Origin of the sequence: Exiguobacterium alkaliphilum, assembly GCF_018138125.1 — a bacterium.
GTDB lineage: Bacteria > Bacillota > Bacilli > Exiguobacteriales > Exiguobacteriaceae > Exiguobacterium > Exiguobacterium alkaliphilum.
Window position 1 is genome coordinate 1,491,123 of record NZ_CP073101.1, and the last position, 20,126, is coordinate 1,511,248.

General features: G+C 51.6%; 25 protein-coding genes. 23 read left to right on the forward strand and 2 right to left on the reverse strand.

Annotated elements, in window-relative coordinates:
- Positions 1 to 75 precede the first annotated feature (75 nt).
- The 15 genes from pstC (at position 76) to KB235_RS07700 (ending at position 14,916) form a co-directional block, all read left to right on the forward strand.
- Positions 76 to 1,020, forward strand: a complete 945-nt coding sequence (gene pstC / locus KB235_RS07630) for a phosphate ABC transporter permease subunit PstC (RefSeq protein WP_211779289.1) — start codon at positions 76 to 78, stop codon at positions 1,018 to 1,020.
- Position 1,021: 1 nt separating this feature from the next.
- Positions 1,022 to 1,933, forward strand: a complete 912-nt coding sequence (pstA, locus tag KB235_RS07635) for a phosphate ABC transporter permease PstA (protein WP_034818081.1) — start codon at positions 1,022 to 1,024, stop codon at positions 1,931 to 1,933.
- 103 nt (positions 1,934 to 2,036) lie between these two features.
- Positions 2,037 to 2,798: a phosphate ABC transporter ATP-binding protein PstB gene (gene pstB, locus KB235_RS07640; RefSeq protein WP_051690389.1), complete on the forward strand. Its 762-nt coding sequence runs from the start codon at positions 2,037 to 2,039 to the stop codon at positions 2,796 to 2,798.
- 15 nt (positions 2,799 to 2,813) lie between these two features.
- On the forward strand, positions 2,814 to 3,476 hold the full coding sequence (gene phoU / locus KB235_RS07645) for a phosphate signaling complex protein PhoU (protein WP_211779290.1): 663 nt from the start codon (positions 2,814 to 2,816) through the stop codon (positions 3,474 to 3,476).
- 117 nt (positions 3,477 to 3,593) lie between these two features.
- Positions 3,594 to 4,361, forward strand: coding sequence for a DUF4912 domain-containing protein (locus tag KB235_RS07650; RefSeq protein ID WP_034818083.1), 768 nt, complete (start codon positions 3,594 to 3,596; stop codon positions 4,359 to 4,361).
- A 14-nt stretch (positions 4,362 to 4,375) separates the two neighbouring features.
- Positions 4,376 to 6,559: a 1,4-alpha-glucan branching protein domain-containing protein gene (locus KB235_RS07655; protein ID WP_034818084.1), complete on the forward strand. Its 2,184-nt coding sequence runs from the start codon at positions 4,376 to 4,378 to the stop codon at positions 6,557 to 6,559.
- Positions 6,560 to 6,660: 101 nt separating this feature from the next.
- A complete protein-coding gene (rpmG, locus tag KB235_RS07660) occupies positions 6,661 to 6,825 on the forward strand; it encodes a 50S ribosomal protein L33 (protein ID WP_255344260.1) in 165 nt (54 codons plus the stop codon).
- 54 nt (positions 6,826 to 6,879) lie between these two features.
- Positions 6,880 to 7,419 (forward strand): 5-formyltetrahydrofolate cyclo-ligase, encoded by a 540-nt coding sequence (locus tag KB235_RS07665; RefSeq protein WP_034805870.1) that lies wholly within the window; start codon positions 6,880 to 6,882, stop codon positions 7,417 to 7,419.
- Positions 7,413 to 8,183, forward strand: a complete 771-nt coding sequence (locus KB235_RS07670; protein WP_211779291.1) for a DUF92 domain-containing protein — start codon at positions 7,413 to 7,415, stop codon at positions 8,181 to 8,183. The genes KB235_RS07665 and KB235_RS07670 overlap by 7 nt, the downstream gene beginning before the upstream one ends.
- A 169-nt stretch (positions 8,184 to 8,352) precedes the next feature.
- A complete protein-coding gene (locus KB235_RS07675) occupies positions 8,353 to 9,309 on the forward strand; it encodes an L-lactate dehydrogenase (protein ID WP_034818087.1) in 957 nt (318 codons plus the stop codon).
- A 123-nt stretch (positions 9,310 to 9,432) separates the two neighbouring features.
- Positions 9,433 to 10,485: a rhomboid family intramembrane serine protease gene (locus KB235_RS07680; protein WP_211779292.1), complete on the forward strand. Its 1,053-nt coding sequence runs from the start codon at positions 9,433 to 9,435 to the stop codon at positions 10,483 to 10,485.
- Between the two features lie 15 nt (positions 10,486 to 10,500).
- On the forward strand, positions 10,501 to 11,523 hold the full coding sequence (locus KB235_RS07685) for a M42 family metallopeptidase (protein ID WP_211779293.1): 1,023 nt from the start codon (positions 10,501 to 10,503) through the stop codon (positions 11,521 to 11,523).
- Positions 11,520 to 11,714, forward strand: coding sequence for a YqgQ family protein (locus tag KB235_RS07690; protein WP_034805884.1), 195 nt, complete (start codon positions 11,520 to 11,522; stop codon positions 11,712 to 11,714). The genes KB235_RS07685 and KB235_RS07690 overlap by 4 nt, the downstream gene beginning before the upstream one ends.
- An 87-nt stretch (positions 11,715 to 11,801) precedes the next feature.
- Entirely contained in the window at positions 11,802 to 12,770 is a 969-nt protein-coding gene (locus tag KB235_RS07695; protein ID WP_034818091.1) for an ROK family glucokinase, read from the forward strand.
- Between the two features lie 229 nt (positions 12,771 to 12,999).
- Entirely contained in the window at positions 13,000 to 14,916 is a 1,917-nt protein-coding gene (locus KB235_RS07700) for an LTA synthase family protein (RefSeq protein WP_211779294.1), read from the forward strand.
- 77 nt (positions 14,917 to 14,993) lie between these two features.
- On the opposite strand, the gene KB235_RS07705 is transcribed toward KB235_RS07700, so the two are convergent.
- Positions 14,994 to 15,173, reverse strand: coding sequence for a DUF2759 domain-containing protein (locus tag KB235_RS07705; protein ID WP_034805892.1), 180 nt, complete (start codon positions 15,171 to 15,173; stop codon positions 14,994 to 14,996).
- A gap of 157 nt (positions 15,174 to 15,330) precedes the next feature.
- Here KB235_RS07705 and KB235_RS07710 point away from each other — a divergent pair, with 157 nt between their 5' ends.
- On the forward strand, positions 15,331 to 15,951 hold the full coding sequence (locus tag KB235_RS07710; protein ID WP_034805894.1) for an MBL fold metallo-hydrolase: 621 nt from the start codon (positions 15,331 to 15,333) through the stop codon (positions 15,949 to 15,951).
- 37 nt (positions 15,952 to 15,988) lie between these two features.
- Here the strand turns inward: KB235_RS07710 and KB235_RS07715 are convergent, their stop codons facing one another.
- Positions 15,989 to 16,252, reverse strand: a complete 264-nt coding sequence (locus KB235_RS07715) for a DUF2626 domain-containing protein (protein WP_034805897.1) — start codon at positions 16,250 to 16,252, stop codon at positions 15,989 to 15,991.
- A gap of 251 nt (positions 16,253 to 16,503) precedes the next feature.
- Here KB235_RS07715 and KB235_RS07720 point away from each other — a divergent pair, with 251 nt between their 5' ends.
- The 7 genes from KB235_RS07720 to KB235_RS07750 are packed head-to-tail and all read left to right on the forward strand — an operon-like array spanning position 16,504 to position 20,123.
- On the forward strand, positions 16,504 to 16,890 hold the full coding sequence (locus KB235_RS07720) for a Spx/MgsR family RNA polymerase-binding regulatory protein (protein ID WP_211779295.1): 387 nt from the start codon (positions 16,504 to 16,506) through the stop codon (positions 16,888 to 16,890).
- A gap of 59 nt (positions 16,891 to 16,949) precedes the next feature.
- Entirely contained in the window at positions 16,950 to 17,768 is an 819-nt protein-coding gene (locus KB235_RS07725; RefSeq protein ID WP_211779296.1) for an ATPase, T2SS/T4P/T4SS family, read from the forward strand.
- Positions 17,738 to 18,712, forward strand: coding sequence for a type II secretion system F family protein (locus KB235_RS07730; RefSeq protein WP_211779297.1), 975 nt, complete (start codon positions 17,738 to 17,740; stop codon positions 18,710 to 18,712). The genes KB235_RS07725 and KB235_RS07730 overlap by 31 nt, the downstream gene beginning before the upstream one ends.
- 12 nt (positions 18,713 to 18,724) lie before the next feature.
- On the forward strand, positions 18,725 to 19,036 hold the full coding sequence (locus tag KB235_RS07735) for a prepilin-type N-terminal cleavage/methylation domain-containing protein (RefSeq protein WP_034805903.1): 312 nt from the start codon (positions 18,725 to 18,727) through the stop codon (positions 19,034 to 19,036).
- Entirely contained in the window at positions 19,033 to 19,470 is a 438-nt protein-coding gene (locus KB235_RS07740; RefSeq protein WP_034805905.1) for a prepilin-type N-terminal cleavage/methylation domain-containing protein, read from the forward strand. Before KB235_RS07735 ends, KB235_RS07740 begins: the two co-directional genes overlap by 4 nt.
- Entirely contained in the window at positions 19,457 to 19,693 is a 237-nt protein-coding gene (locus tag KB235_RS07745; protein ID WP_034818095.1) for a hypothetical protein, read from the forward strand. The genes KB235_RS07740 and KB235_RS07745 overlap by 14 nt, the downstream gene beginning before the upstream one ends.
- Positions 19,629 to 20,123: a hypothetical protein gene (locus tag KB235_RS07750; RefSeq protein WP_156028828.1), complete on the forward strand. Its 495-nt coding sequence runs from the start codon at positions 19,629 to 19,631 to the stop codon at positions 20,121 to 20,123. Before KB235_RS07745 ends, KB235_RS07750 begins: the two co-directional genes overlap by 65 nt.
- Positions 20,124 to 20,126 lie beyond the last annotated feature (3 nt).

A 20,126-nucleotide genomic window follows, 5' to 3' on the forward strand; every position in this document is an offset into this window, starting at 1 on the left:
TCGGTGGAAGGCGAGAGTCGATCTCGCCTTCTCGCCGTGCTTTCTAGTATGAAGAGGTAGGGAGCGATACACGAGATGAATCAACCAAACAAAGATTTTTCGATTCGAGAGATGATCGAATCCAATAAACAAAAAAAATACAGTACGACGAACGTTTTTGATAAAGTCATGCCGTTCTTACTATTCTTGAGCGCATTCGTGTCGGTCATTACGACCATCGGCATCGCCTTGACGCTCGGATTTGAACTGTTCAAGTTTTTCGAACGTGTCCCGGTCAGCGAGTTCCTCGGGTCGACCGAATGGTATCCGCTAAGTGCCGATCCACGCTTTGGCGTCTGGGCGCTCGTCGCCGGTACGTTGAAGATCACCGTCATTGCGATGATCGTCGCGGTACCGCTCGGCCTTGCTTCTGCGGTTTATTTAAGCGAATATGCTTCCGAGCGAGCCCGTACGATTTTAAAGCCAATCCTTGAAGTACTCGCAGGGGTTCCGACCATCGTCTTTGGATTTTTCGCCTTGTCATTCGTCACGCCAATCTTGCAGGCGCTCATCCCGGGCTTAAAGATTTATAACGCCCTCAGCCCAGGGATTGTCGTCGGAATCATGATTATCCCGATGATTGCCTCGATTTCGGAAGACGCGATGAGCGCCGTACCGAAAAAGATTCGTGACGGTGCGCTCGGACTCGGTGCGACGCGACTTGAAGTGGCCGTAAAAATCGTCATGCCAGCCGCCCTCTCAGGTATCATCGCCTCGATCGTGCTCGGTATGAGCCGTGCCATCGGAGAAACGATGATCGTAACAATCGCCGGTGGATCGCAGCCGAACTTCGAGTTCAACCCGCTCAACGCGATTCAAACGATGACCGCCTATATCGTTCAAATCGCCAAAGGTGACGCCGGATATGGCACGATTGAATATTACAGTATCTATGCGGTCGGTGCGTTATTGTTCGTCTTCACGCTCGTGATGAACTTGTTCGCCAACTGGGTGACGCGCCGCTTCAGAGAGGAGTACTAATATGGCATTGCCGAACAGTGAGTTCAAGAATGGAAAGAACTATATCGACCATGAGACGGTTTCCCGTCGCATCAAGAGTCGGTTACGATTAAATGAGATTTTTAAATATGTATTTTTGGCGGGTCTCGTGTTCGCCTTACTCGTCTTGTCGACGCTCATCTATGACGTCGTGACAAAAGGTGGCGGTTGGGTCAACCTCGACTTCCTACGGAACTTCCCGTCACGCCGTGCGGCCCAGGCCGGCCTCTACCCGGCGTTGATTGGTACGCTTTGGCTCATGATGCTCATCGTACCGATGGTGTTCATCGTCGGGGTCGGTGCAGCGATTTATCTAGAAGAATACGCCCCTAAAAATCGGGTCACGTCGTTCATCGAAGTGAACATCTCGAACTTGGCCGGTGTCCCGTCAATCGTCTTCGGTTTGCTCGGTCTCACGTTCTTTGTCCGGACGGCGGGCTTTGGGAACTCGGTCTTGACCGGGGCGTTGACGCTCGGGCTGATGAGTTTACCGATCGTCATCGTCGCGTCGCAAGAAGCGCTACGTTCCGTCAAGATGGAACTACGTCACGCCTCGCTCGCGCTCGGTGCCTCGAAGTGGCAAACGACGTTCAACGTCGTGTTGCCGTCGGCACTCCCGGGGATCATCACCGGTATCATTTTGGCCGTGTCCCGTGCAATCGGTGAGACGGCACCGCTGATCATGATTGGGGCGGCGACGTTCATTTCAACGACACCGAACAATATTTTCTCTGACTTCACGGCACTGCCGATTCAAATCTATAACTGGACGAGCCGTCCGCAAGCTGAATTCCAAAACTTGGCCGCAGCCGGAATCATCGTCTTGATGACCGTGCTCATCACGATGAACTCGGCCGCAATCTATATCCGGAACAAGTATACGAACCGACATTGATGTCGAAGCAGTAACGAGGAGGACTCTCGAGATGATGAAACAAAAAGAACAAAAAGGAGCTCACAACGTGAACACTACGACGATTCAACCGACTGAGACGGTGATGCAAAAGGACAGCGCCTACGTCGTGAATAACCTCAACTTATGGTATGGGGACGACCAAGCGTTAATCGACGTCAACCTAGACATTAAAAAGAATGAAGTGACGGCCATCATCGGCCCGTCCGGTTGCGGGAAATCGACGTTCATTAAAACGTTGAACCGGATGGTCGAGCTCATCCCGTCTGTTCGGACGAACGGGGAGATTCTATATCATGGCCGCAACATCTTCGATCGCGACTATCGGGTCGAAGACCTCCGTACATCGGTCGGAATGGTGTTCCAACAGCCGAACCCGTTCCCGAAGTCGGTCTATGACAACGTCGCTTACGGGCCACGGACACACGGCATCAAAAACAAGAAAGTACTCGATGAGATTGTCGAACGTTCGCTCCGAGGAGCAGCGATTTGGGACGAAGTGAAGGATCGCTTGAACGAGAACGCCTACGGTCTCTCAGGCGGTCAGCAACAGCGTCTCTGTATTGCCCGGACACTCGCGATTGAACCGGACGTCATCCTCATGGACGAACCAACGTCGGCACTCGACCCGATTTCGACACTCAAAGTCGAAGAGCTCGTCCAAGAGTTGAAAGAAAAGTATTCAATCATCATCGTTACGCACAACATGCAACAAGCGGCGCGCGTGTCAGACAAGACGGCATTCTTCTTGAACGGGGAAGTCGTCGAATTTGATGCGACCGACAAAATCTTCTCGAATCCAACGGACAAGCGGACTGAAGATTACATCTCAGGCCGGTTCGGTTAAAAAGGGGAGACAATCATGGCACAAAATCGCACATTTTTTGATACGAAGTTGATTGATTTAGAAGACAAAGTAGTGAAGCTCGCCAATCTGACGATGCGTCAGACGGCGACAGCCATCGAAGTACTCGAAAAACATGATCTCACGCTCGCCCAGACCGTCATCGACAACGACAATGAGCTCGATGACCTCGAACTTGAAATCAATGATGAGGCCATCCTGCTGATTGCGAAGCAACAACCGGTCGCGACCGATCTTCGTCGCTTGATCGTCACGATGAAGTCGGCGACCGACCTTGAGCGCATCGCGGATTACGCGACGAACATCGCGAAAGCCGTCACACGCATTGAGCACGTCCCGTACGTCCTCGATATCCGACCGCTCAAACAGATGGCCGAACAATTGATCGATATGCTTGAACTCGCGACACGCGCTTATCGCAAAGGGGAAGTGAGCCGGGTCCGTGAATTGAACGAGATGGATAAGGTGATTGATGACTTGAATTTGCAAGTCATCAAGCAATACATCGGTAATCTTCCGAACATGACGGTCGGCACGAACGATGTTTATGAGTTTTCGAACATTGCTCGCTACCTTGAACGGATGGGTGACCACGTCACCAATTTCGGAGAACATTTGATATTCCTTGAAAAAGGGAAACATTATGATTTAAATCAGTGACAAAAGTGGTAAAGGACAACAGACATGTTGTTCTTTACTTTTTTTGTGCAGGAAATCACGGAACAAAGACGAATAGTAAACTACATGCATTTTTTTTAGGAAGGGAGCCACATATAGATGGAAGAGAAAATCGTGTCCTTGAAGGAAAAAGGGCTTACGTTAAAACAGATTGCAGAACAATTAGACATGCCAATCGGAAAAGTCCAATATGCTTGGCGAAAATGGCGTGCCCAACATGGGGACGTCACAGCAGCTACGGCCGCACCGACACGAAAGGCCGAAGGGAAGAAACAGATGAAATCTAGCAAGAAGGCAACTAAATCAAAATCAACGAAGCAAGTTTCTACAACGCTTCAGTCTGACACGTCACACCAATCACCGCTCCTCGAACAGGCGCCTGACGGCTTTTGGAAACTTCCAGACCGTTACGATGTCGACTTAATGCATGCCGTCGTTCAATCGCCGAACTCGGTTTACGTCTATTGGGAAGTGTCGGATACTGTGAAAGAGACGCTAGCGATGCAGTTCATGCGCCCGTGGGAGGACTTGCCGAAAGCGTTCCGAATCTTAGACGTCACGCTCCTCGACTATACGAGCGGGCACGCGAACCGTTCATACACGTTCGAGTTGCCGGAAATGACGAATAGCTGGTTCGTGCGTCCGCTCGACCCGAACACGACATACGTGTTCGAATTTGGCATCCGGACGATGGAAGGCGAATTCTTACCGCTCGTGGCCTCGACTCCGCTCGACACACCTCGGGCAGAACCGGCTGGAGTCGGGCGATTCGCCGAACCGGTCCGCCGTTGGCAATACGGTGAAGTCGAATCACCGGAACTACTCGACACGTTACCTAAATACGCTGCATACCGATTCGTGCGCTAAGGAGGACTTTTTAGATGAAACCAGGTTATTTTTCACTCGTCCTTCATGCCCACCTTCCGTACGTCCGGCATGAAGAAGAACACCGTTTAGAAGAGAGATGGGTGTACGAAGCCATCTCCGAGACATATATCCCGATTTTATGGCAAGTCGATCGCTTAAAGCGGCCGCTCAATTGGACGGTCAGTATCTCACCGCCAGTCGTGGAGATGCTCGCCGACCCGCTCGTCCAAGACCGATACGTCGCCCATTTAGATGAGATGCTCGAACTGATTGCGCTTGAACTGTCCGGGGAACGAAGCGAGGCGGAAGTCGGCACGCTCCATTTCTACGAGCGTCGCTACCAAGATTTGAAGAACACGTTCCTGCATTGGGATAAAAACTTGAACCAGGCGTTCCGTACATATCGTGAGCACGGATACATCGACATGGTGACGTGTACGGCGACACATGGTTTCAACCCGCATCTGTTCACCGACCAAGCCGCCCGAACCGAGATTCGCAGTGGTCTGAACTGCTTCGAGCGTCATTACGGATTCCGTCCGACCGGCATTTGGTTGCCAGAATGTGCCTACACGCCTGGAGTCGATCGCATCTTGTACGAGGAAGGGGTACGCTATACGTTCGTCGATGAACACGCCCTCCTTGATGCCGACCCGACACCGAGCAAAGGCATCGGGGCACCGGTCTATTCACCGCATGGGGTGGCGCTCTTCCCACGCGACCAAATCATCTCCGGTAAAATTTGGAGTTCGATGATCGGATACCCGGGTCACCCGGACTATCGTGAATTTTATCGCGACCTCGCCTATGACCGCGATTGGGATTACATCCAGTCGTTCATGCATCCGGAAGGGATCCGGTTCGATACCGGCTTGAAGATGCATCGCATCACCGGCGATACAGACGAGAAGGATTATTACGTCCGTGATTGGGCGGAACATCAAATCGCAAACCATGCGACCGACTTCGCCGAGACGCTCGAAGCGCATCTCGAGGCGCACGGTGCTCAAACGTTCCCACCGTTTCTCGTCACGGCACCATTTGACGCGGAGCTGTTCGGGCACTGGTGGTTCGAAGGACCTGAGTTTTTAGGGCAAGTCGCAGAGCGGCTTGAACAGTTCGGGATTGAGACGATCACGCCGGCGTTGTTCCTCGAACGTCATTTCCAAGACCTTGAGACGGTCCACGTATCGATGAACACGTGGGGACGTAAAGGCTATGGGGACGTCTGGATCAACGAGCGCAACGAATGGATGTTACGGCACCTTCACATGATGGAAACGCAACTCGTCAAAGACGTGGCCGATTATCGAGGTACGTCACCGCTCGCCGACCGCGCGCTGAAACAATTGATTCGGCATTATGTGCTTGCCGTCTCGAGCGACTGGGCGTTCATCTTGGACGGACAGACGACGGCACAGTATGCAGCGGATCGTTTCCGTGAACATACCCGCCTCTTCGCTGAACTTGAGACTGCCCTCTATGAGAATAAGCTGACAGACGAGGTGCTCGACGCACACTTCCGTGCGTATCCGTTCTTGCAGGACGAAGACCTTGAAGTCGACACGTTCCTCTCGCCACACGACTACTATGTGACGAAAGAACGTGAGGCGGAAGCTGACGCGATTCTCGTCTTGACTCCAGAATATACGGGCAACGTCGTCGGTGGCCTCGGACAACGCGTCGTCGAAGAAGTGGAGGCGCGAGCGAAACAAGGTGAAACGATGTATGTCCTTACCCCTTATAAAGAAGGGTTGCTCGAGTACGAACGTCATGACAACGTCCACGTCTATCGCGTCCGCTTGACGAGCCCGTTTTTAGAGCATGTGATGAATCAAGTCGCCGCACAAAACGTCGGTTACGTGAAGCTCGTCCATGAACTCGTTAACGCGGTCCGTTTCAAAGCCGTTCATCATTTTGATTGGATGACGATTCCAGCGGCACGTTCACTTGCGAAATCGCTGGCTGTTCCGTTATACTCAACTATGTTGTCATTTGAAACGACGCGCAATCCCCATGGTCATGGTGGCTTGTTCGATGCGATTCATCGAATTGAGAACAGTGTCCTTGCCGAGGCGGACACCGTCTATGTCGGTGCCGACGTCTCAATCGATGAGCTCGCTTCGCGCTATGCGGTCAAAGATAACGTCACAAACTGCTTGTCGCTCGATGCCTCGCCGTACAAGCAGAACGTTTGAAAAAGTACGTGAAAACACCTTGCTTTTTCAATAAAAAATTGGTAGGATAATTGAGTATGCTTAGACTGTAAAGCAAAAGCACTTGATACAACATCAGTAAGATGGGAGTGAACGAAATGCGCGTTAAAATCACACTAGCTTGCACAGAAACAGGCGATCGCACGTACATCACGAAGAAAAACAAACGTAACAACCCTGAGCGCCTCGAATTGCGCAAATACAACCCACGTCTCCGCCGTCACACGCTTTATCGCGAAGTGAAATAATGAGACTGGCCGTCACTCATGTGGCGGCCTTTTTTTTCGAAAGGAGCGAGTGATATGGATGCGAAACAAGCACTCAGACGAGCGGTACATGCTCGGATTGCTGAATTAGCTAATCGCGATGAGGCCGATGCCGCCATCGTACATAACGTGATGAGACTACCGGAGTGGATCGAGGCGAAGGCGGTTGCCCTCACCCTCTCGTTCGGACTTGAGGTCGACACACGGCCATTGATTGAAGCAGCTTGGCAGGCAGGAAAAACGGTACTCGTGCCGAAAGTAACGACAGAGGGGCTCACGTTCCATCGAATCGAGTCTTATGATGACCTCGAACCTGGGGTCATGGGGATATTAGAGCCGACGACCCAACAAGTCGACGGTGACGTCGACTTATGCGTCGTCCCGGGGCGTGTGTTCAACCGCTCTGGCTACCGAATCGGATGGGGCGGGGGATATTACGACCGCTTTCTGGCGTCGTATGCCGGCCAAACGCTATCCCTTGCCTACAGCGTCCAAGTGTTAGACGACATACCAATTGAAGCGCATGACATTCCGGTCGGAGTGATCGTGTCGGAAAGGGAATTGATTCGATGTTAGCCATATTTCTCGTAACCTGCTTGGTCGCCTATGCCGGATACCGGCTGAAGTCGCTCACGTTATCCGGTGCCGTATTGACAGTCGTAACGGGGACGGTGATTGGCTATGGTTTCGGCTGGTTCGGTCTCTATTTACTAGGCGTGTTCTTCTCGACATCTTCGCTCGCCTCGAAGTATCGTGCCGTCGACAAGGCGCCGGTCGATGAAATCGTTGAAAAATCCGGTCCCCGTGACTACGTCCAAGTGCTCGCAAACGGCGGAATTGGCATGTTAACCGCGCTCGCGATGGCATACACGTCGAATGAGGCATGGCTCTATGCCTACATTGTTTCGATTGCCGCAGCGACGAGTGACACGTGGGGCTCTGAGTTCGGTGTGCTCGCAAAGCGAAAGCCGCGCTCCATCCTCACGTTTCGACCGGTCGAACCGGGGACGAGCGGCGGTGTGTCACTATATGGGACGGTCATGTCAATTGTTGGAGCCGCCACAATCGTGTTGGCGACCTATCCGTTTATGACGATCGATTTCGAAGTGACGCTCGCGTTAATCGCACTCGGGTTGATTGGTAGCGTCGTGGATACGTTGCTCGGCGCGACCGTCCAACGGAAGTACCAATGCCGAGTATGTGGAAAGCAGACCGAGAAGCAGATGCACCACGGCGAAGCGACCGAATACATCAAAGGTTGGCAATGGCTCGGGAACGATGCGGTCAACTTCGCTTCGATTACGGCCGCCGCCTTGATTTGTTTTTTCGTCTTCGGATAAGGGTAGTACAGTGAATGAAGATGTTTCAAACGAATGTGAATTTCGTCACAATATCGCCAAAGTGAAAACGGTTTCTATTGTAGTGAGGTTTTGTGAATGATGTTACAATCTTTGTGTAACAGATATTACTAAAACATGAAACAGACTGTTCGAAGGGTGGAGAATCAACATGGAAACATTAAATCATGCAAAAGTAACACGCGTCGCGCTCGTCGGTGCCGGTGCAGTCGGTGCGAGCTTCGCATACCAATTGACGACAGCGAGCCTTTGTGAAGAACTCGTAATCATCGATATTAACAAAGCCAAAGCAGAAGGGGAAGCCATGGATTTGAATCACGGCGTCTCGTTCGCTTCTTCACCGATGCGTGTATGGGCCGGGGATTATGCGGACTGTGGGGCGGCAGATATCGTCGTAATCACGGCAGGGGCACCGCAAAAGCCGGGTGAAACGCGTCTTGACCTCGTCGAGAAGAACGCGAAAATCATGAAGTCGATGATTGGGGAAATCATGGCATCAGGATTTGACGGGATGATCATCATCGCATCGAACCCGGTCGACATCATGACCCACTTGGCATGGAAATATTCTGGACTTCCGAAACATCGCGTCTTCGGATCAGGCACGGTGCTCGACACGTCACGTCTCCGTTACATGCTCGGCGATTACTTCAACGTCGACCCGCGCAACTGTCACGCGTACATCATGGGTGAGCACGGGGACACGGAGTTCGCGGCATGGAGTAACGCCCGAATCTACGGCAAGTCGGTCGAGCAGTTGCTTGAAGAGAACGACGAATACACATGGGAAGACCTTGAAGATATTTATGTCAACGTCCGTGATGCGGCTTATCATATCATCGAGCGTAAAGGCGCGACGTATTATGCGATTGGTCTCGGACTGCTTCGCCTCGTCAAAGCGGTGCTCCGGAACGAGAACACGCTTCTCACGGTCGGGGCCTACTTGGACGGTGAGTACGGTCTACATGACATTCATATCGGCGTCCCGGCCATCATCAACCGCCAAGGGGTGCGCCAAGTCGTCGAAATCGAATTGTCTGAAGAAGAGAAACAAAAGATGCACCATTCAGCAGACGTCTTGATGAAGACGATGCAGCCCGTGCTATAAGTGAACGAGAGAGTGCAGCCGGCTTCGTGCCGGCTGTTTTTTTGACGGGCATATAAGGGAGGTCTCCTTTTTGTCGCCGCTTCAGAATTGGATTACAATTATAGGGAAGGGAGGGGATTTCAGATGACGAGCTCATTTTGGGAAGACATCTATCAGAACGTGTTGGCGGGGGGACGCGTCGAAGGGATCCTCGAGCCGTCTCGGGCGCTACTCTTGTTTGACACGAAAGCGGGAGACGTCTATCACCTGTACATAAGGACCGATAAGGCGTGGGCTAACCACGTCGGGATGGACATCGAGGCGATTATGAATTCGTTCCGCCTTGCCCGTCTAGGGAAGAGTAAGTTACGCATCCATCTGTATGGGGAGCCGCTCGTCGACGAAGAGCGAGTCGCGTCGCTCACGTTCAAGATTCCGGCGAAAGTGACGATTGAGCGGCATATCACGTCAGAAGACAGCGGGGAGGCCGACTATCGTCCGCTCGCGCTCGCGCTTGATCAGGAGCGCAAAGCGGAATTGAAACGACGGTTCGCGTTTGGGAAGCCGCAGGCGGTGTATGTATTTATGTTTGTGACGTTTTTCATCATGTGGCTTGCCGAGTCGGTCGGGTCGACGCTCGACCCGAACACGCTCATTCGATTCGGGGCGAAAGTGAATCCGTTGATTGACGAAGGGGAGTGGTGGCGTCTTCTGACGCCAATGTTCCTCCACATCGGTTGGTTCCATTTCGGCATCAACATGTTCGCGCTCTGGTCGCTCGGGCCGCTCGTGGAACGGATGTACGGGTCGCCGCGCTTCGTCATCATTTATCTGTTGGCAGGCATCATCGCGTCGACGGCGTCGTATGCGTTCAGTGATGCCATCTCGGCAGGTGCGTCGGGTGCGCTGTTTGGACTCGTCGGCGCCTTGCTCTACTTTGGGATTCGGGATCGATCACTTTTTATGAAGACACTCGGTCCGCCGTTATTCATTATGTTAGGATTGAATGTAGGACTTGCGTTCGTACTCGGGGCAAGCCTCGACCATTCCGCCCACGCCGGCGGTCTCGTCGGCGGCTTCTTGATGGCGGGTGTCGTCGGTCTCCCGGACGAGACGCGATACATGCGACGCGTCGTGTTCCTCGTTAGCGCAGTCGCGCTTACTGTCGCCAGTTTCCTGTATGGCTATTATCGATGACAAAGGGGTAATCAAATGATTGATACGTTGAAACAACTTGTAGAAATACCGAGTCCGTCGGGGATGACCGATGAAGCGATTGAGTTTGTCGAGCAACAGCTCGCGAAGCTCGACGTAAAGACGAAACGTCTGAATAAAGGGGCGCTCCTTGCCACGTTCGACGGAAAGGTGGGCCCGGCCCGCTTGCTGACGGCACACGTCGACACACTCGGGGCGATGGTGAAAGAGATTTTACCGAGCGGCCGCCTTCGCCTCACGCAAGTCGGCGGTTATGCGTGGACGGCGATTGAAGGGGAGAACTGTCTTGTGCACCGCGAGTCGAATGAAGCGGTCGAAGGGACGATTTTGGTCCATCAATCGAGTGTCCACGTCTATCGAGATACGAATAGCGCCGAACGCTCTGCCTCGAACATCGAGGTCCGGCTCGATGCTGACGTTCATTCTGAGCAAGATGTGCGAGCGCTCGGCATTGAAGTCGGAGATTTCGTCTCGTTCGATCCCCGTTTCAAGCAAACGGACACAGGATACATCAAGTCACGTCATCTCGACGATAAGGCATCGGTGGCGATTTTGCTCGATTTGGCCCGTGACCTCGTTGCCGCCGAGTTGCCGCATCCGGTCCACTACTTGATCTCGAACTATGAGGAAGTCGGCTTTGGCGGCAACGCCGGGATTCCGGACGATGTCGTCGAATATATCGCCGTCGATATGGGGGCGCTTGGAGACGGTCAACACTCGGACGAGTATACGGTCTCGATTTGTGCCAAAGACTCGTCTGGTCCGTACGATTTAAAGTTACGTCGCCAATTCACTTCGATTTGCAGAGACGAAGGCATCGCATTCAAAATCGACGTCTATCCTTTTTATGGTTCGGATGCATCAGCGGCAGTCAGTGCCGGCCATGACGTTCGGCACGCCCTCGTCGGCCCGGGAATCGAGTCGAGCCATAGTTACGAACGGACACACGTTTCTTCGCTCGAGGCGACACGTAAGCTGTTGCATCGATACGTACTCTCGCGAATGGAGGGGCATGTATGAAAAACTTCTATGACGTGCAACAGTTTTTGAAAGGATTTGGGACCATCATTTACATTGGTGAGCGGGATGCTGAAATCAGCTTGATGATGATGGAACTAGATGAACTTCATGCGGGTGGCATCATCGAGCAGCGCGATTATGACACGGCAAAGATCATTTTGACACATGAATTAAAAAATTCGATAGATTGACAGAAAAACCCCTTGTGCAAATGTTTGCACAAGGGGTTCGATAGTGTAAACTATTGAATGAAAGCGATTTATTTGACATGAGGAGTGATGGATATGAAATGGTTATTAGGAATCGACATCGGTGGTACGACGGTGAAAATGGCCGTCCTTGATATGAATGGCATCATTTCGGACAAGTGGGAGATTACGACAGATATTCGTGAGAACGGGGTACATATTCCAAAAGATATCGCGACTTCTTTCAATGCTTATCTTGTAGAATCAGGAAAGTCTAAAGAGGACTTTGCCGGGGCCGGCATCGGGGCACCAGGATTCATCAACTTCTCGGAGGGGATTGTCGAGTATTCACCGAACATCGGATGGAAAAACTTTGCGCTCGTCAGCGAGTTCGAGAAAGCGGTCGGATTGCCGGCTGTTCTCGAGAACGATGCGAACGCGGCCGCGCTCGGCGAGATGTGGAAAGGTGCCGGAGAAGGGGCGTCGGAGCTCCTTGCCGTCACGCTCGGTACAGGCGTCGGAGGCGGTGTCATCACGAATGGAAACATTGTCCACGGGGCAGCGGGAATGGCCGGGGAAATTGGACATATCACCGTCGAGCGTGATACGGCGAAAGCGGTCAAGTGTGGATGTGGCCGCACCGGATGCATCGAGACGATCGCCTCGGCGACGGGCGTCTCGCGTTTGGCGCTACAAAAACGTAAAAATCGGACAACGTCGTTGAATGAATTGAAAGAAGTGACCGCTCGCGATGTGTTCGAAGCGTACAAAGCGAACGATGAAGTGGCAACCGAAGTCGTCGAAGAGATGACGGAATACCTCGGTCTGACGATTTCGAATATCGCCAACACGCTCAACCCGAAGATCATCGTCATCGGTGGCGGCGTCTCGAAAGCGCGTGAAGCACTCCTTGAACCGCTCGATGCCCAGTTCAAACGATTCGCGCTCGAACGCGTGTATGAGTCGACGACGTTCAAAATTGCGGAACTCGAAAACGATGCCGGTGTCATCGGTTGCGCCTGGCTCGCCCGGAAACACTTCTTGCCGACACGCGTCTAACTCGATGTCAGACTGTCACGCCTATGCGACTCGCATAGGCGTGTTTTTTACGTGGAACGGGTATTGAGTAATGTAAATTTTGTAATCGTGGAGTTGATTTTTTGTTAAAAAAGGGGTAAGATTTGAACTTGATACTGGACTGATACCGTTCGTGAAAAAGAGAACAAACTATACACGAACCTCATACGACTGCGGTCGTTAAAAACTGAAAAGAGGAGGAGACCGTCAGATGAAGTCATCTCAACGCTTCTCGAAGCTAACTATGCGACTGAATGAAACGGTCCGCGCTTCGTTTCAAGAATATCATTTATTCTGGATTTTTACTTTATTGCTTTGGACGAAGACGTACATCGTATACCAATTTTTCTTCAACATTCCGATTGAAAACACGGCGCAAGCCTTCATTTTACTAATCAGCCCGATTAGTTCGACGCTGTTCCTGTTCGCGTTCAGCTTCTTCTTCAAAGGCAGTAAACAAAAATGGGTGATTTTCACGCTCTATGCGTTCGCCTCGTTCATCTTGTTTGCGGATGCTGTCTATTATCGGGAGTTCACAGACTACTTGACGATGCCGGTCATCTTGCAACCGTCGAACATGGAGACGTTGTCGACATCGTTCACGTCATTGCTTGAATGGAAGGACTTGATCATCCTTGGCGATGTGCTCGTGTTGCCGTTCATCCTTTGGAAAGTGAACACGCGTCAGAACGCGGCATCCCATCGACGTGCGCTCGTCACATTCGTGGCGGCCGTCGCGGTGTTCCTCTTCAACTTGTCGCTCGCGGAGACGGAACGCCCAGAGCTCTTGACACGCTCGTTCGACCGCGAACTGCTCGTCAAAAACATCGGGACGTTCAACTTCCACGTGTACGACGCGATGCTCCAGACGAAGACGTCGGCGCAAAAAGCGATGGCAGATGGGTCGGAGCTTGCTGAAATCGAACAGTTCACCCGTCAAAACTATGCGGCGCCGGACCCGGAGCTGTTCGGGAAGTATAAGGGCAAGAACGTCATCGTCGTCTCATTCGAGTCGGCTCAAAACTTCACCCACAACATGAAGGCTTCAAACGGCGAGTACATCACGCCGAACTTGAACAAACTGATTGAAGAGTCACACTTCTGGCCGAACTATTATCACACGGTCGGACAAGGCAAGACGTCCGATGCCGAGTTCGCCCTCGACAATTCGCTCTACGGACTTCCGCGCGGAGCCGTCTACTTCACGAACGCCGATAACGAATATCAGGCCCTTCCTGAAGTGATCAAAGAAGATAATTATTATTCGGCCGTGTTCCATGCGAACAACAAATCGTTCTGGAACCGCGACCATATGTATAAGAACGTCGGGGTCGACGAATTCTTTGACGAGAAGAGCTATGACCTTGGGAACCCAGAAGACATGACCGAGTGGGGACTGCTCGATGATAGTTTCTTCGAACAGTCGATTCCGATCCTTGAAGAGCTTCCGCAACCGTTCTATGCAAAGTTCATCACGCTCACGAACCATTTCCCATACACGATGCCGAGCGAAGACTATGAGCTCGTGCCGAAGTTCGAGACGAACTCGACGACGCTCAACAACTTCCCGCAGGCGCTCGCCTATCAGGACTATGCGCTCGGGCTGTTCATCGACGAGTTGAAGGCGAACGGCATGTGGGACGACACGATCTTCATCGTCTACGGGGACCATTATGGCATTTCGACGAACCACAACGCCGCGATGGCTGACTTGCTCGGGAAAGAAGAATTGACGCCGTATGACGTGGCGAAACTTCAACAAGTACCGTTCGTCGTCCACCTACCTGACCAAACAAAAGGTGAAGTGCATGAAACGATCGGCAGTCATGTCGATATGAAACCGACAATTCTCCACTTGTTAGGGATGGATACGTCCGACTTGATCGGATTCGGAAACGACCTGTTCTCGAAAGAACGGAACAGTCGCGCCATCTTCCGGGACGGCACCGTGTTGACCGATGAGTACGTTTGGACGCAATCGACATGTTATGATGCGCAGACAGGCGAAGTCGTCGAGGACGCTTCGCTCTGTGGACCAGTCAACGAAGAGGCAGAGTCGATTCTACAGATGAACGATGATTTGATTTACTCCGATTTGTTGCGTTTCAAAGAACAGTCGAATAACTGATTGAGAAAAGCGTCGTCCGTTCGGACGACGCTTTTACTGTACAAAAAAAACGACCGAAGTCGTTTTTTAGTACTTCATTAGCTTGGAATTCCACCGTAAATCAATGTCGCGATACCGAAAAATCCGAAGACGAGCACGGTGACGGCTGCAAAGGCGAGTGGAAAGAATTGACGCTTCTTGAATGAACGGGCCATTCCCCAAATCGCAACGAGTGCCACGATGAGTGAGATCCATCCAAATGGCTCATACAAATGCATGACGAGTTCCCCCTTTATTATACGTCATGAAATTCATAAAAATTTCACTGAAATATCACTATTATTTTATCCGAAATATGTGACGCTGTCGAGCAAAGAAAGGCGCTGCTACAATTTTGCCACAATATCGATTAGAATGGATACGGAGGTGTTCATAATGAACGTTGTAAAAATCACATCCGGCTTGGCACAAGAGAACGGTTATGTCGTCGAACAGGACGGAACGGTCGTCATCATCGACCCGGGGACGGATGATAGTCGGTTCTTTGAGGCGGTCGAACGGTTCGGCGGATTACACGCCATCTTGTTGACCCACGCCCATTTCGACCATATCGGCGGCATTGATGCGTTACGCGATCGCTTTAACGTGCCCGTGTACGTCCACGAAGCAGAGCGGACGTGGTTAACCGATGACGAAAAGAACGGGGCGGCCAAATTTCATTTGCCATCCGCTTCGATGCGACCTGCGGAACGAACGTATCAAGGAAAAACACTTGAGATTGGGGCGCTCGCGTTTGAGCTGCATCACACGCCGGGACATTCACCTGGGAGTGTGACACTCTATCTTCCAAGTGACAAAATCGCGTTTTGCGGCGACTTGATCTTTAAGCAATCGGTCGGGCGCACCGATTTGTATGGCGGCGACCAGGCCACGTTGCTCGGATCGATTGACCGGCTTCGCCAACTGTTACCAAAAGAGACGGTACTCTATTCAGGTCACGGCCCGAAAACGACACTCGGGGCCGAAATCACGTCCAATCCTTTCTTTAGCCGATGAACGAAAAAAGATTGTCTCGTCATGAGACAATCTTTTTTTACATTTGGAAGTTACTCCAATACGTGAAGACGATGAAGAAGACCGTCAAATAAGCGCCAAACACGTAGACATACGTTTTTTCAGTCAGTTTCAAATAGCCGAGTGCGACGAAGAAAATAGTTTGAGCCAAAAAGACAAGACCCATAACGATAAAATCATTCGTGTAATGACTGTCGCTTTGATCTCCACCGAGCGCGCCCACGAACGCAAGCGCTGCGATCAACCCAGTCCAAAATCCAAGGACACGGTACATTCTCGCCATGTTAATCCCCCCATACGTACATTATTCCATTCTCATTCACTATTTTACCAACACATTAAAAAAAATGCTACGGAAACGTGTGAATTGAGCAAAATAATCGTGAAAAATATGTGAAGTCTTAACGTTGAACAATCTTGTACAAAAAATAAAAAAAGTTGTACAAACACTGTACATTATTGTCTAACCATTGTATAATCATCTTACACACAACATGTACGAGCGGAAACCGAACTTATAAGGAGGCAATTATAATGGCAAATGAATTGATGTTTTATACGTATCCAAGTTGTACGTCATGTCGAAAAACGAAGGCGTTTTTGCAAGAACAGCAACTCAACGTGAGTGAACGTCATATTTTCCGTGACACTCCTTCGGTAGATGAATTGAAGACGTTGCTCACATTGTGTGAAAACGGCGTCGAATCACTGCTAGCGACAAGAAGCCAGGCGTTCAAGCAATTGAACGTTGACGTCGATGATTTGAAATTGAGCGAGTTGCTTCACTTGATGAGTGAAAATCCAAAGTTGCTGAAACGTCCGATTTTGACGGACGGTAAAGAAGTCATTGTCGGATATGACAAAGTGTCAATCGAGACGTACGCACGTCGCCATGATTTAACTTCAGCTAACGTTTCATAACACAAGTCCACTTTCCTACAGGTGGGCTTTTTTTTTATGCTTATCGCGAGGTGGGGACAATGCGTACAGTTACGAGGCGATTGATTGAATTGGCGCGGGAGCATCGGGCAAGTGATGTGCATTTCATGCCGAATGAGTATGATGTGGCGGTCCACTTTCGGTCTGGGACGCGGTTGGACGTGGTCGAGACGTTAGGCAGGACGGAGTATGAACGATTGACGCTACATATGAAATACTGGTGTTCATTGACGGAAACCGATCAACGGGTCCCGCAATCTGGAATGTACAATGCGGAGACGGCGATGATTCGAGTCACGTTCTTGCCGTCGTTCGAGCATACGTTAATGTCATGGCGTATGCCGAACGTGTCGTTCGATTTACATGAACTAGTGGGAAAGGAAGATCAAATGCTGTTTGAGCGATTCGCGATGATGCGACACGGACTCTTTTTAATTGGCGGAGCGACCGGGGCAGGGAAGACGACGGTGTTATACGCCTTGCTCGAGCGGATGAATCACCGACGGATTGTCACGATTGAGAACCCGCCGGAACAACCGATTACCGGTGTTATCCAATTAGAGGTGAACGCGAAGGCGGGCCTCGATCATCGTAGTCTTCTGAAAGAGACGCTGCGAGCCGACCCTGATGTCATCGTCATCGGCGAGGTTCGGACGAGCGAAGAATTGAAAGTCGCGCATGATGCAGCGCTTAGCGGGCATCTGACGATTGCGACGTTTCACACATCCACGATTGAAGACGGGGAACGCCGTCTCAGAGAGTTAGCGGGCGACATGGAAATCAATCGATACTGGTGTGTGCTTCACCGAGGAGAGGAGATGACATGTTCATGGTCACTACCCGAGTCATGTGTGAACTGAACACGATCCGTCGATTTTTAAGGTTACAGTCACGAGGTGTCGGATTGAAAAAGGCGTTTGAGACGCTCGAGATGCATGAACGTGGAAAGCGTCGCCAAAGCGTGACGAACATGCGTGTCGCGCTCGAAGAAGGGGCGTCACTCGCCGAAGTGTTTGCGACACTCGTCTCGAACGAGCGGATGCGAGAGTTGCTCGAGACGGCGGAACGCGGACACCATTTTATTGAAGGGCTCGAGCAAGTGCTCGCCTTGTCGGAAATGCGGTCCTCCCTTGAACAGGAGTTGAAGCAGCTAGCCCGATACCCGCTCGTCATTATGACGATGTTGTTTGGTCTAGGCACGATTTACGCCCTGTATATTTTTCCTAAGCTGTTGACGATGGTCGAGCTCGAACGGTTGGGCGGCATGAACGCGATTTTGTTATCGAAGTGGTTCTTCCCGGGCTTGTTCGTCTGTTTCCTTGTTGCGGCGGCCGGTCTCTATCGTCTTGGAAAAGCCGGGGTCATCCGCATTCCGCTCATAGAGCGGGGGCAGCGACTATACGTCACGTACTTGTTCGTCAGTGAACTTTCGCTACTTCAGGACGGAGAGGCGTCAGTGCGCCACATCGTTGAGCGGTTGGCTGTAGGGGACGGCGAAGTGGCGATGATTGCGAGACGAATACATGACCGGATGTCGGCCGGCTATGAGCTTGAAGCGGCCGCGAGGGACGAACCGTTTTTAGACCACGAAGTTGTGAGTCTGTTTGGCGTCGGTTCCGTCAGCGGGGAGCTGGGTACGATGATGGCCGTCCATCGGGAACTCGTCTTTGAAGAGATGGAAAGTTATTGGAAAGAACTGATTGCCAAGGCGGAACCGGCGTTATATGGTGTGTTAACGGTCATGGTGACGATGATGTTTTATACGATTTATTTACCGGTACAACTGATTATGGGTCAACTATGAGGAGGAATTAAGATGATCAATCGGGATACGGAACGCGGTTTCACACTTGTCGAGATGGCAGCGGTCTTGTTGATTATTTCTGTTTTGTTGTTACTGCTCGTCCCGTCGATGACGGACGGGAAGAGCCGAGCCGACAGCGTCAGTTGCGAAGGGAGTGTCCGCATCGTCGAGTCAGAGATTAACCTCTATTATGCGGAGCATAAAACATATCCTGAGACTCTCGCGGTCATCAAACGCGGCGGCGCGACGGATCCACTCACGTACAGTTGTCAGTCGACGGCGTATACGTACGCGCCGGCAACAGGCACGCTCACAAAAAAATGAGGCAAGACGGCTATACGTTCATTGAGATGGCGGCGGTGCTGCTCGTCTTGTCATCGATGCTACTACTGGCAATGCCGGCGGTACGTTCGATTGACCGCCTCGCTTTAATCGACTTCACTGAAGGGCTCTTGTCCGACATCGCGGAGGTGGGCCAGTATCCTTATGTCGCCGCTGACGAGAAATGCGTGCCGCGCTTGCGCTGGTACGTGAAAGAACGGCGCTATCATATCACATGCGGATTGACGTCGATTAAGACGGTCCCAGTTCCAGATGGGATTGTGCTCAGTCTGCCGACGTCAAGCGAGATTGTGTTCTCGAAGACGGCGGCTTCGTATGCCGGGCAATGGAAATTTTCTTCAGGCACCCAATCGATCACACTAAAGTTTCGGATGGGAACGTACGAACCGGAGGTGATTCGAAGTGAGGGGTTTTGAACGAGGTGTCACGCTATGGGAGATTTGTCTGAGCCTGGCATTGCTACTTGGATGGATCGGAGTACTCGTCCCGTTTATCGTGAACGGCAATGAACGAATCGAACGATTGGAAGCGACGGTCCGGCAGTATGAAGCGTTGCAACGGGAGGTGTTGATCGATGCAGCTAACCCGAGCGGGCGAGGACGTGTCTGTGTTGAAGAGTTATGTCTGCCGACCCTTTGAGCGCGGGTACACGATGTTAGAACTGACGTTTGTACTCATGCTCGTCCCGTTGTTCGTCGGACTTCTCGTCCATCTGCTCTCGCTCGGTGAGACGTTGTATGAGCAGCCGAGAGGAAATGTGACGACGACTTCTCAGCTGTTCGTCCGTAAAGTCATCGACAGTCGGGATTGTGCCGTCAAGGACGGCCGTCTCATCGGTGTATACGTGCGTCCGGACGAGACGACGTGGTCGTGGACGTTGAAACAGATTAACGGCAACTTGGTCATGGTCGGGGACGGGGGAGGGAATCTATTATTCGTCAGAGGAATCGAACAGTATCGTGTCGAATCGGTAGGGCAGGGGTATCAAATCCGGTTCGACGATCGGCATGGGAAGCGGGAAAAATACGTGATGTGCATGAGAGCGGCTTCTTCCTCCTCTCTTCCTTGATTG

Excerpts from the sequence above, each read along its gene's own strand:
- pstC (WP_211779289.1), top strand. The coding sequence starts at position 76 with ATGAATCAACCAAACAAAGATTTTTCGATTCGAGAGATGATCGAATCC.
- pstA (WP_034818081.1), top strand. The coding sequence starts at position 1,022 with ATGGCATTGCCGAACAGTGAGTTCAAGAATGGAAAGAACTATATCGAC.
- pstB (WP_051690389.1), top strand. The coding sequence starts at position 2,037 with ATGCAAAAGGACAGCGCCTACGTCGTGAATAACCTCAACTTATGGTAT.
- phoU (WP_211779290.1), top strand. The coding sequence starts at position 2,814 with ATGGCACAAAATCGCACATTTTTTGATACGAAGTTGATTGATTTAGAA.
- KB235_RS07650 (WP_034818083.1), top strand. The coding sequence starts at position 3,594 with ATGGAAGAGAAAATCGTGTCCTTGAAGGAAAAAGGGCTTACGTTAAAA.
- KB235_RS07655 (WP_034818084.1), top strand. The coding sequence starts at position 4,376 with ATGAAACCAGGTTATTTTTCACTCGTCCTTCATGCCCACCTTCCGTAC.
- rpmG (WP_255344260.1), top strand. The coding sequence starts at position 6,661 with ATGGGAGTGAACGAAATGCGCGTTAAAATCACACTAGCTTGCACAGAA.
- KB235_RS07665 (WP_034805870.1), top strand. The coding sequence starts at position 6,880 with ATGGATGCGAAACAAGCACTCAGACGAGCGGTACATGCTCGGATTGCT.
- KB235_RS07670 (WP_211779291.1), top strand. The coding sequence starts at position 7,413 with ATGTTAGCCATATTTCTCGTAACCTGCTTGGTCGCCTATGCCGGATAC.
- KB235_RS07675 (WP_034818087.1), top strand. The coding sequence starts at position 8,353 with ATGGAAACATTAAATCATGCAAAAGTAACACGCGTCGCGCTCGTCGGT.
- KB235_RS07680 (WP_211779292.1), top strand. The coding sequence starts at position 9,433 with ATGACGAGCTCATTTTGGGAAGACATCTATCAGAACGTGTTGGCGGGG.
- KB235_RS07685 (WP_211779293.1), top strand. The coding sequence starts at position 10,501 with ATGATTGATACGTTGAAACAACTTGTAGAAATACCGAGTCCGTCGGGG.
- KB235_RS07690 (WP_034805884.1), top strand. The coding sequence starts at position 11,520 with ATGAAAAACTTCTATGACGTGCAACAGTTTTTGAAAGGATTTGGGACC.
- KB235_RS07695 (WP_034818091.1), top strand. The coding sequence starts at position 11,802 with ATGGATATGAAATGGTTATTAGGAATCGACATCGGTGGTACGACGGTG.
- KB235_RS07700 (WP_211779294.1), top strand. The coding sequence starts at position 13,000 with ATGAAGTCATCTCAACGCTTCTCGAAGCTAACTATGCGACTGAATGAA.
- KB235_RS07705 (WP_034805892.1), bottom strand. The coding sequence starts at position 15,173 with ATGCATTTGTATGAGCCATTTGGATGGATCTCACTCATCGTGGCACTC.
- KB235_RS07710 (WP_034805894.1), top strand. The coding sequence starts at position 15,331 with ATGAACGTTGTAAAAATCACATCCGGCTTGGCACAAGAGAACGGTTAT.
- KB235_RS07715 (WP_034805897.1), bottom strand. The coding sequence starts at position 16,252 with ATGGCGAGAATGTACCGTGTCCTTGGATTTTGGACTGGGTTGATCGCA.
- KB235_RS07720 (WP_211779295.1), top strand. The coding sequence starts at position 16,504 with ATGGCAAATGAATTGATGTTTTATACGTATCCAAGTTGTACGTCATGT.
- KB235_RS07725 (WP_211779296.1), top strand. The coding sequence starts at position 16,950 with ATGCGTACAGTTACGAGGCGATTGATTGAATTGGCGCGGGAGCATCGG.
- KB235_RS07730 (WP_211779297.1), top strand. The coding sequence starts at position 17,738 with ATGGTCACTACCCGAGTCATGTGTGAACTGAACACGATCCGTCGATTT.
- KB235_RS07735 (WP_034805903.1), top strand. The coding sequence starts at position 18,725 with ATGATCAATCGGGATACGGAACGCGGTTTCACACTTGTCGAGATGGCA.
- KB235_RS07740 (WP_034805905.1), top strand. The coding sequence starts at position 19,033 with ATGAGGCAAGACGGCTATACGTTCATTGAGATGGCGGCGGTGCTGCTC.
- KB235_RS07750 (WP_156028828.1), top strand. The coding sequence starts at position 19,629 with ATGCAGCTAACCCGAGCGGGCGAGGACGTGTCTGTGTTGAAGAGTTAT.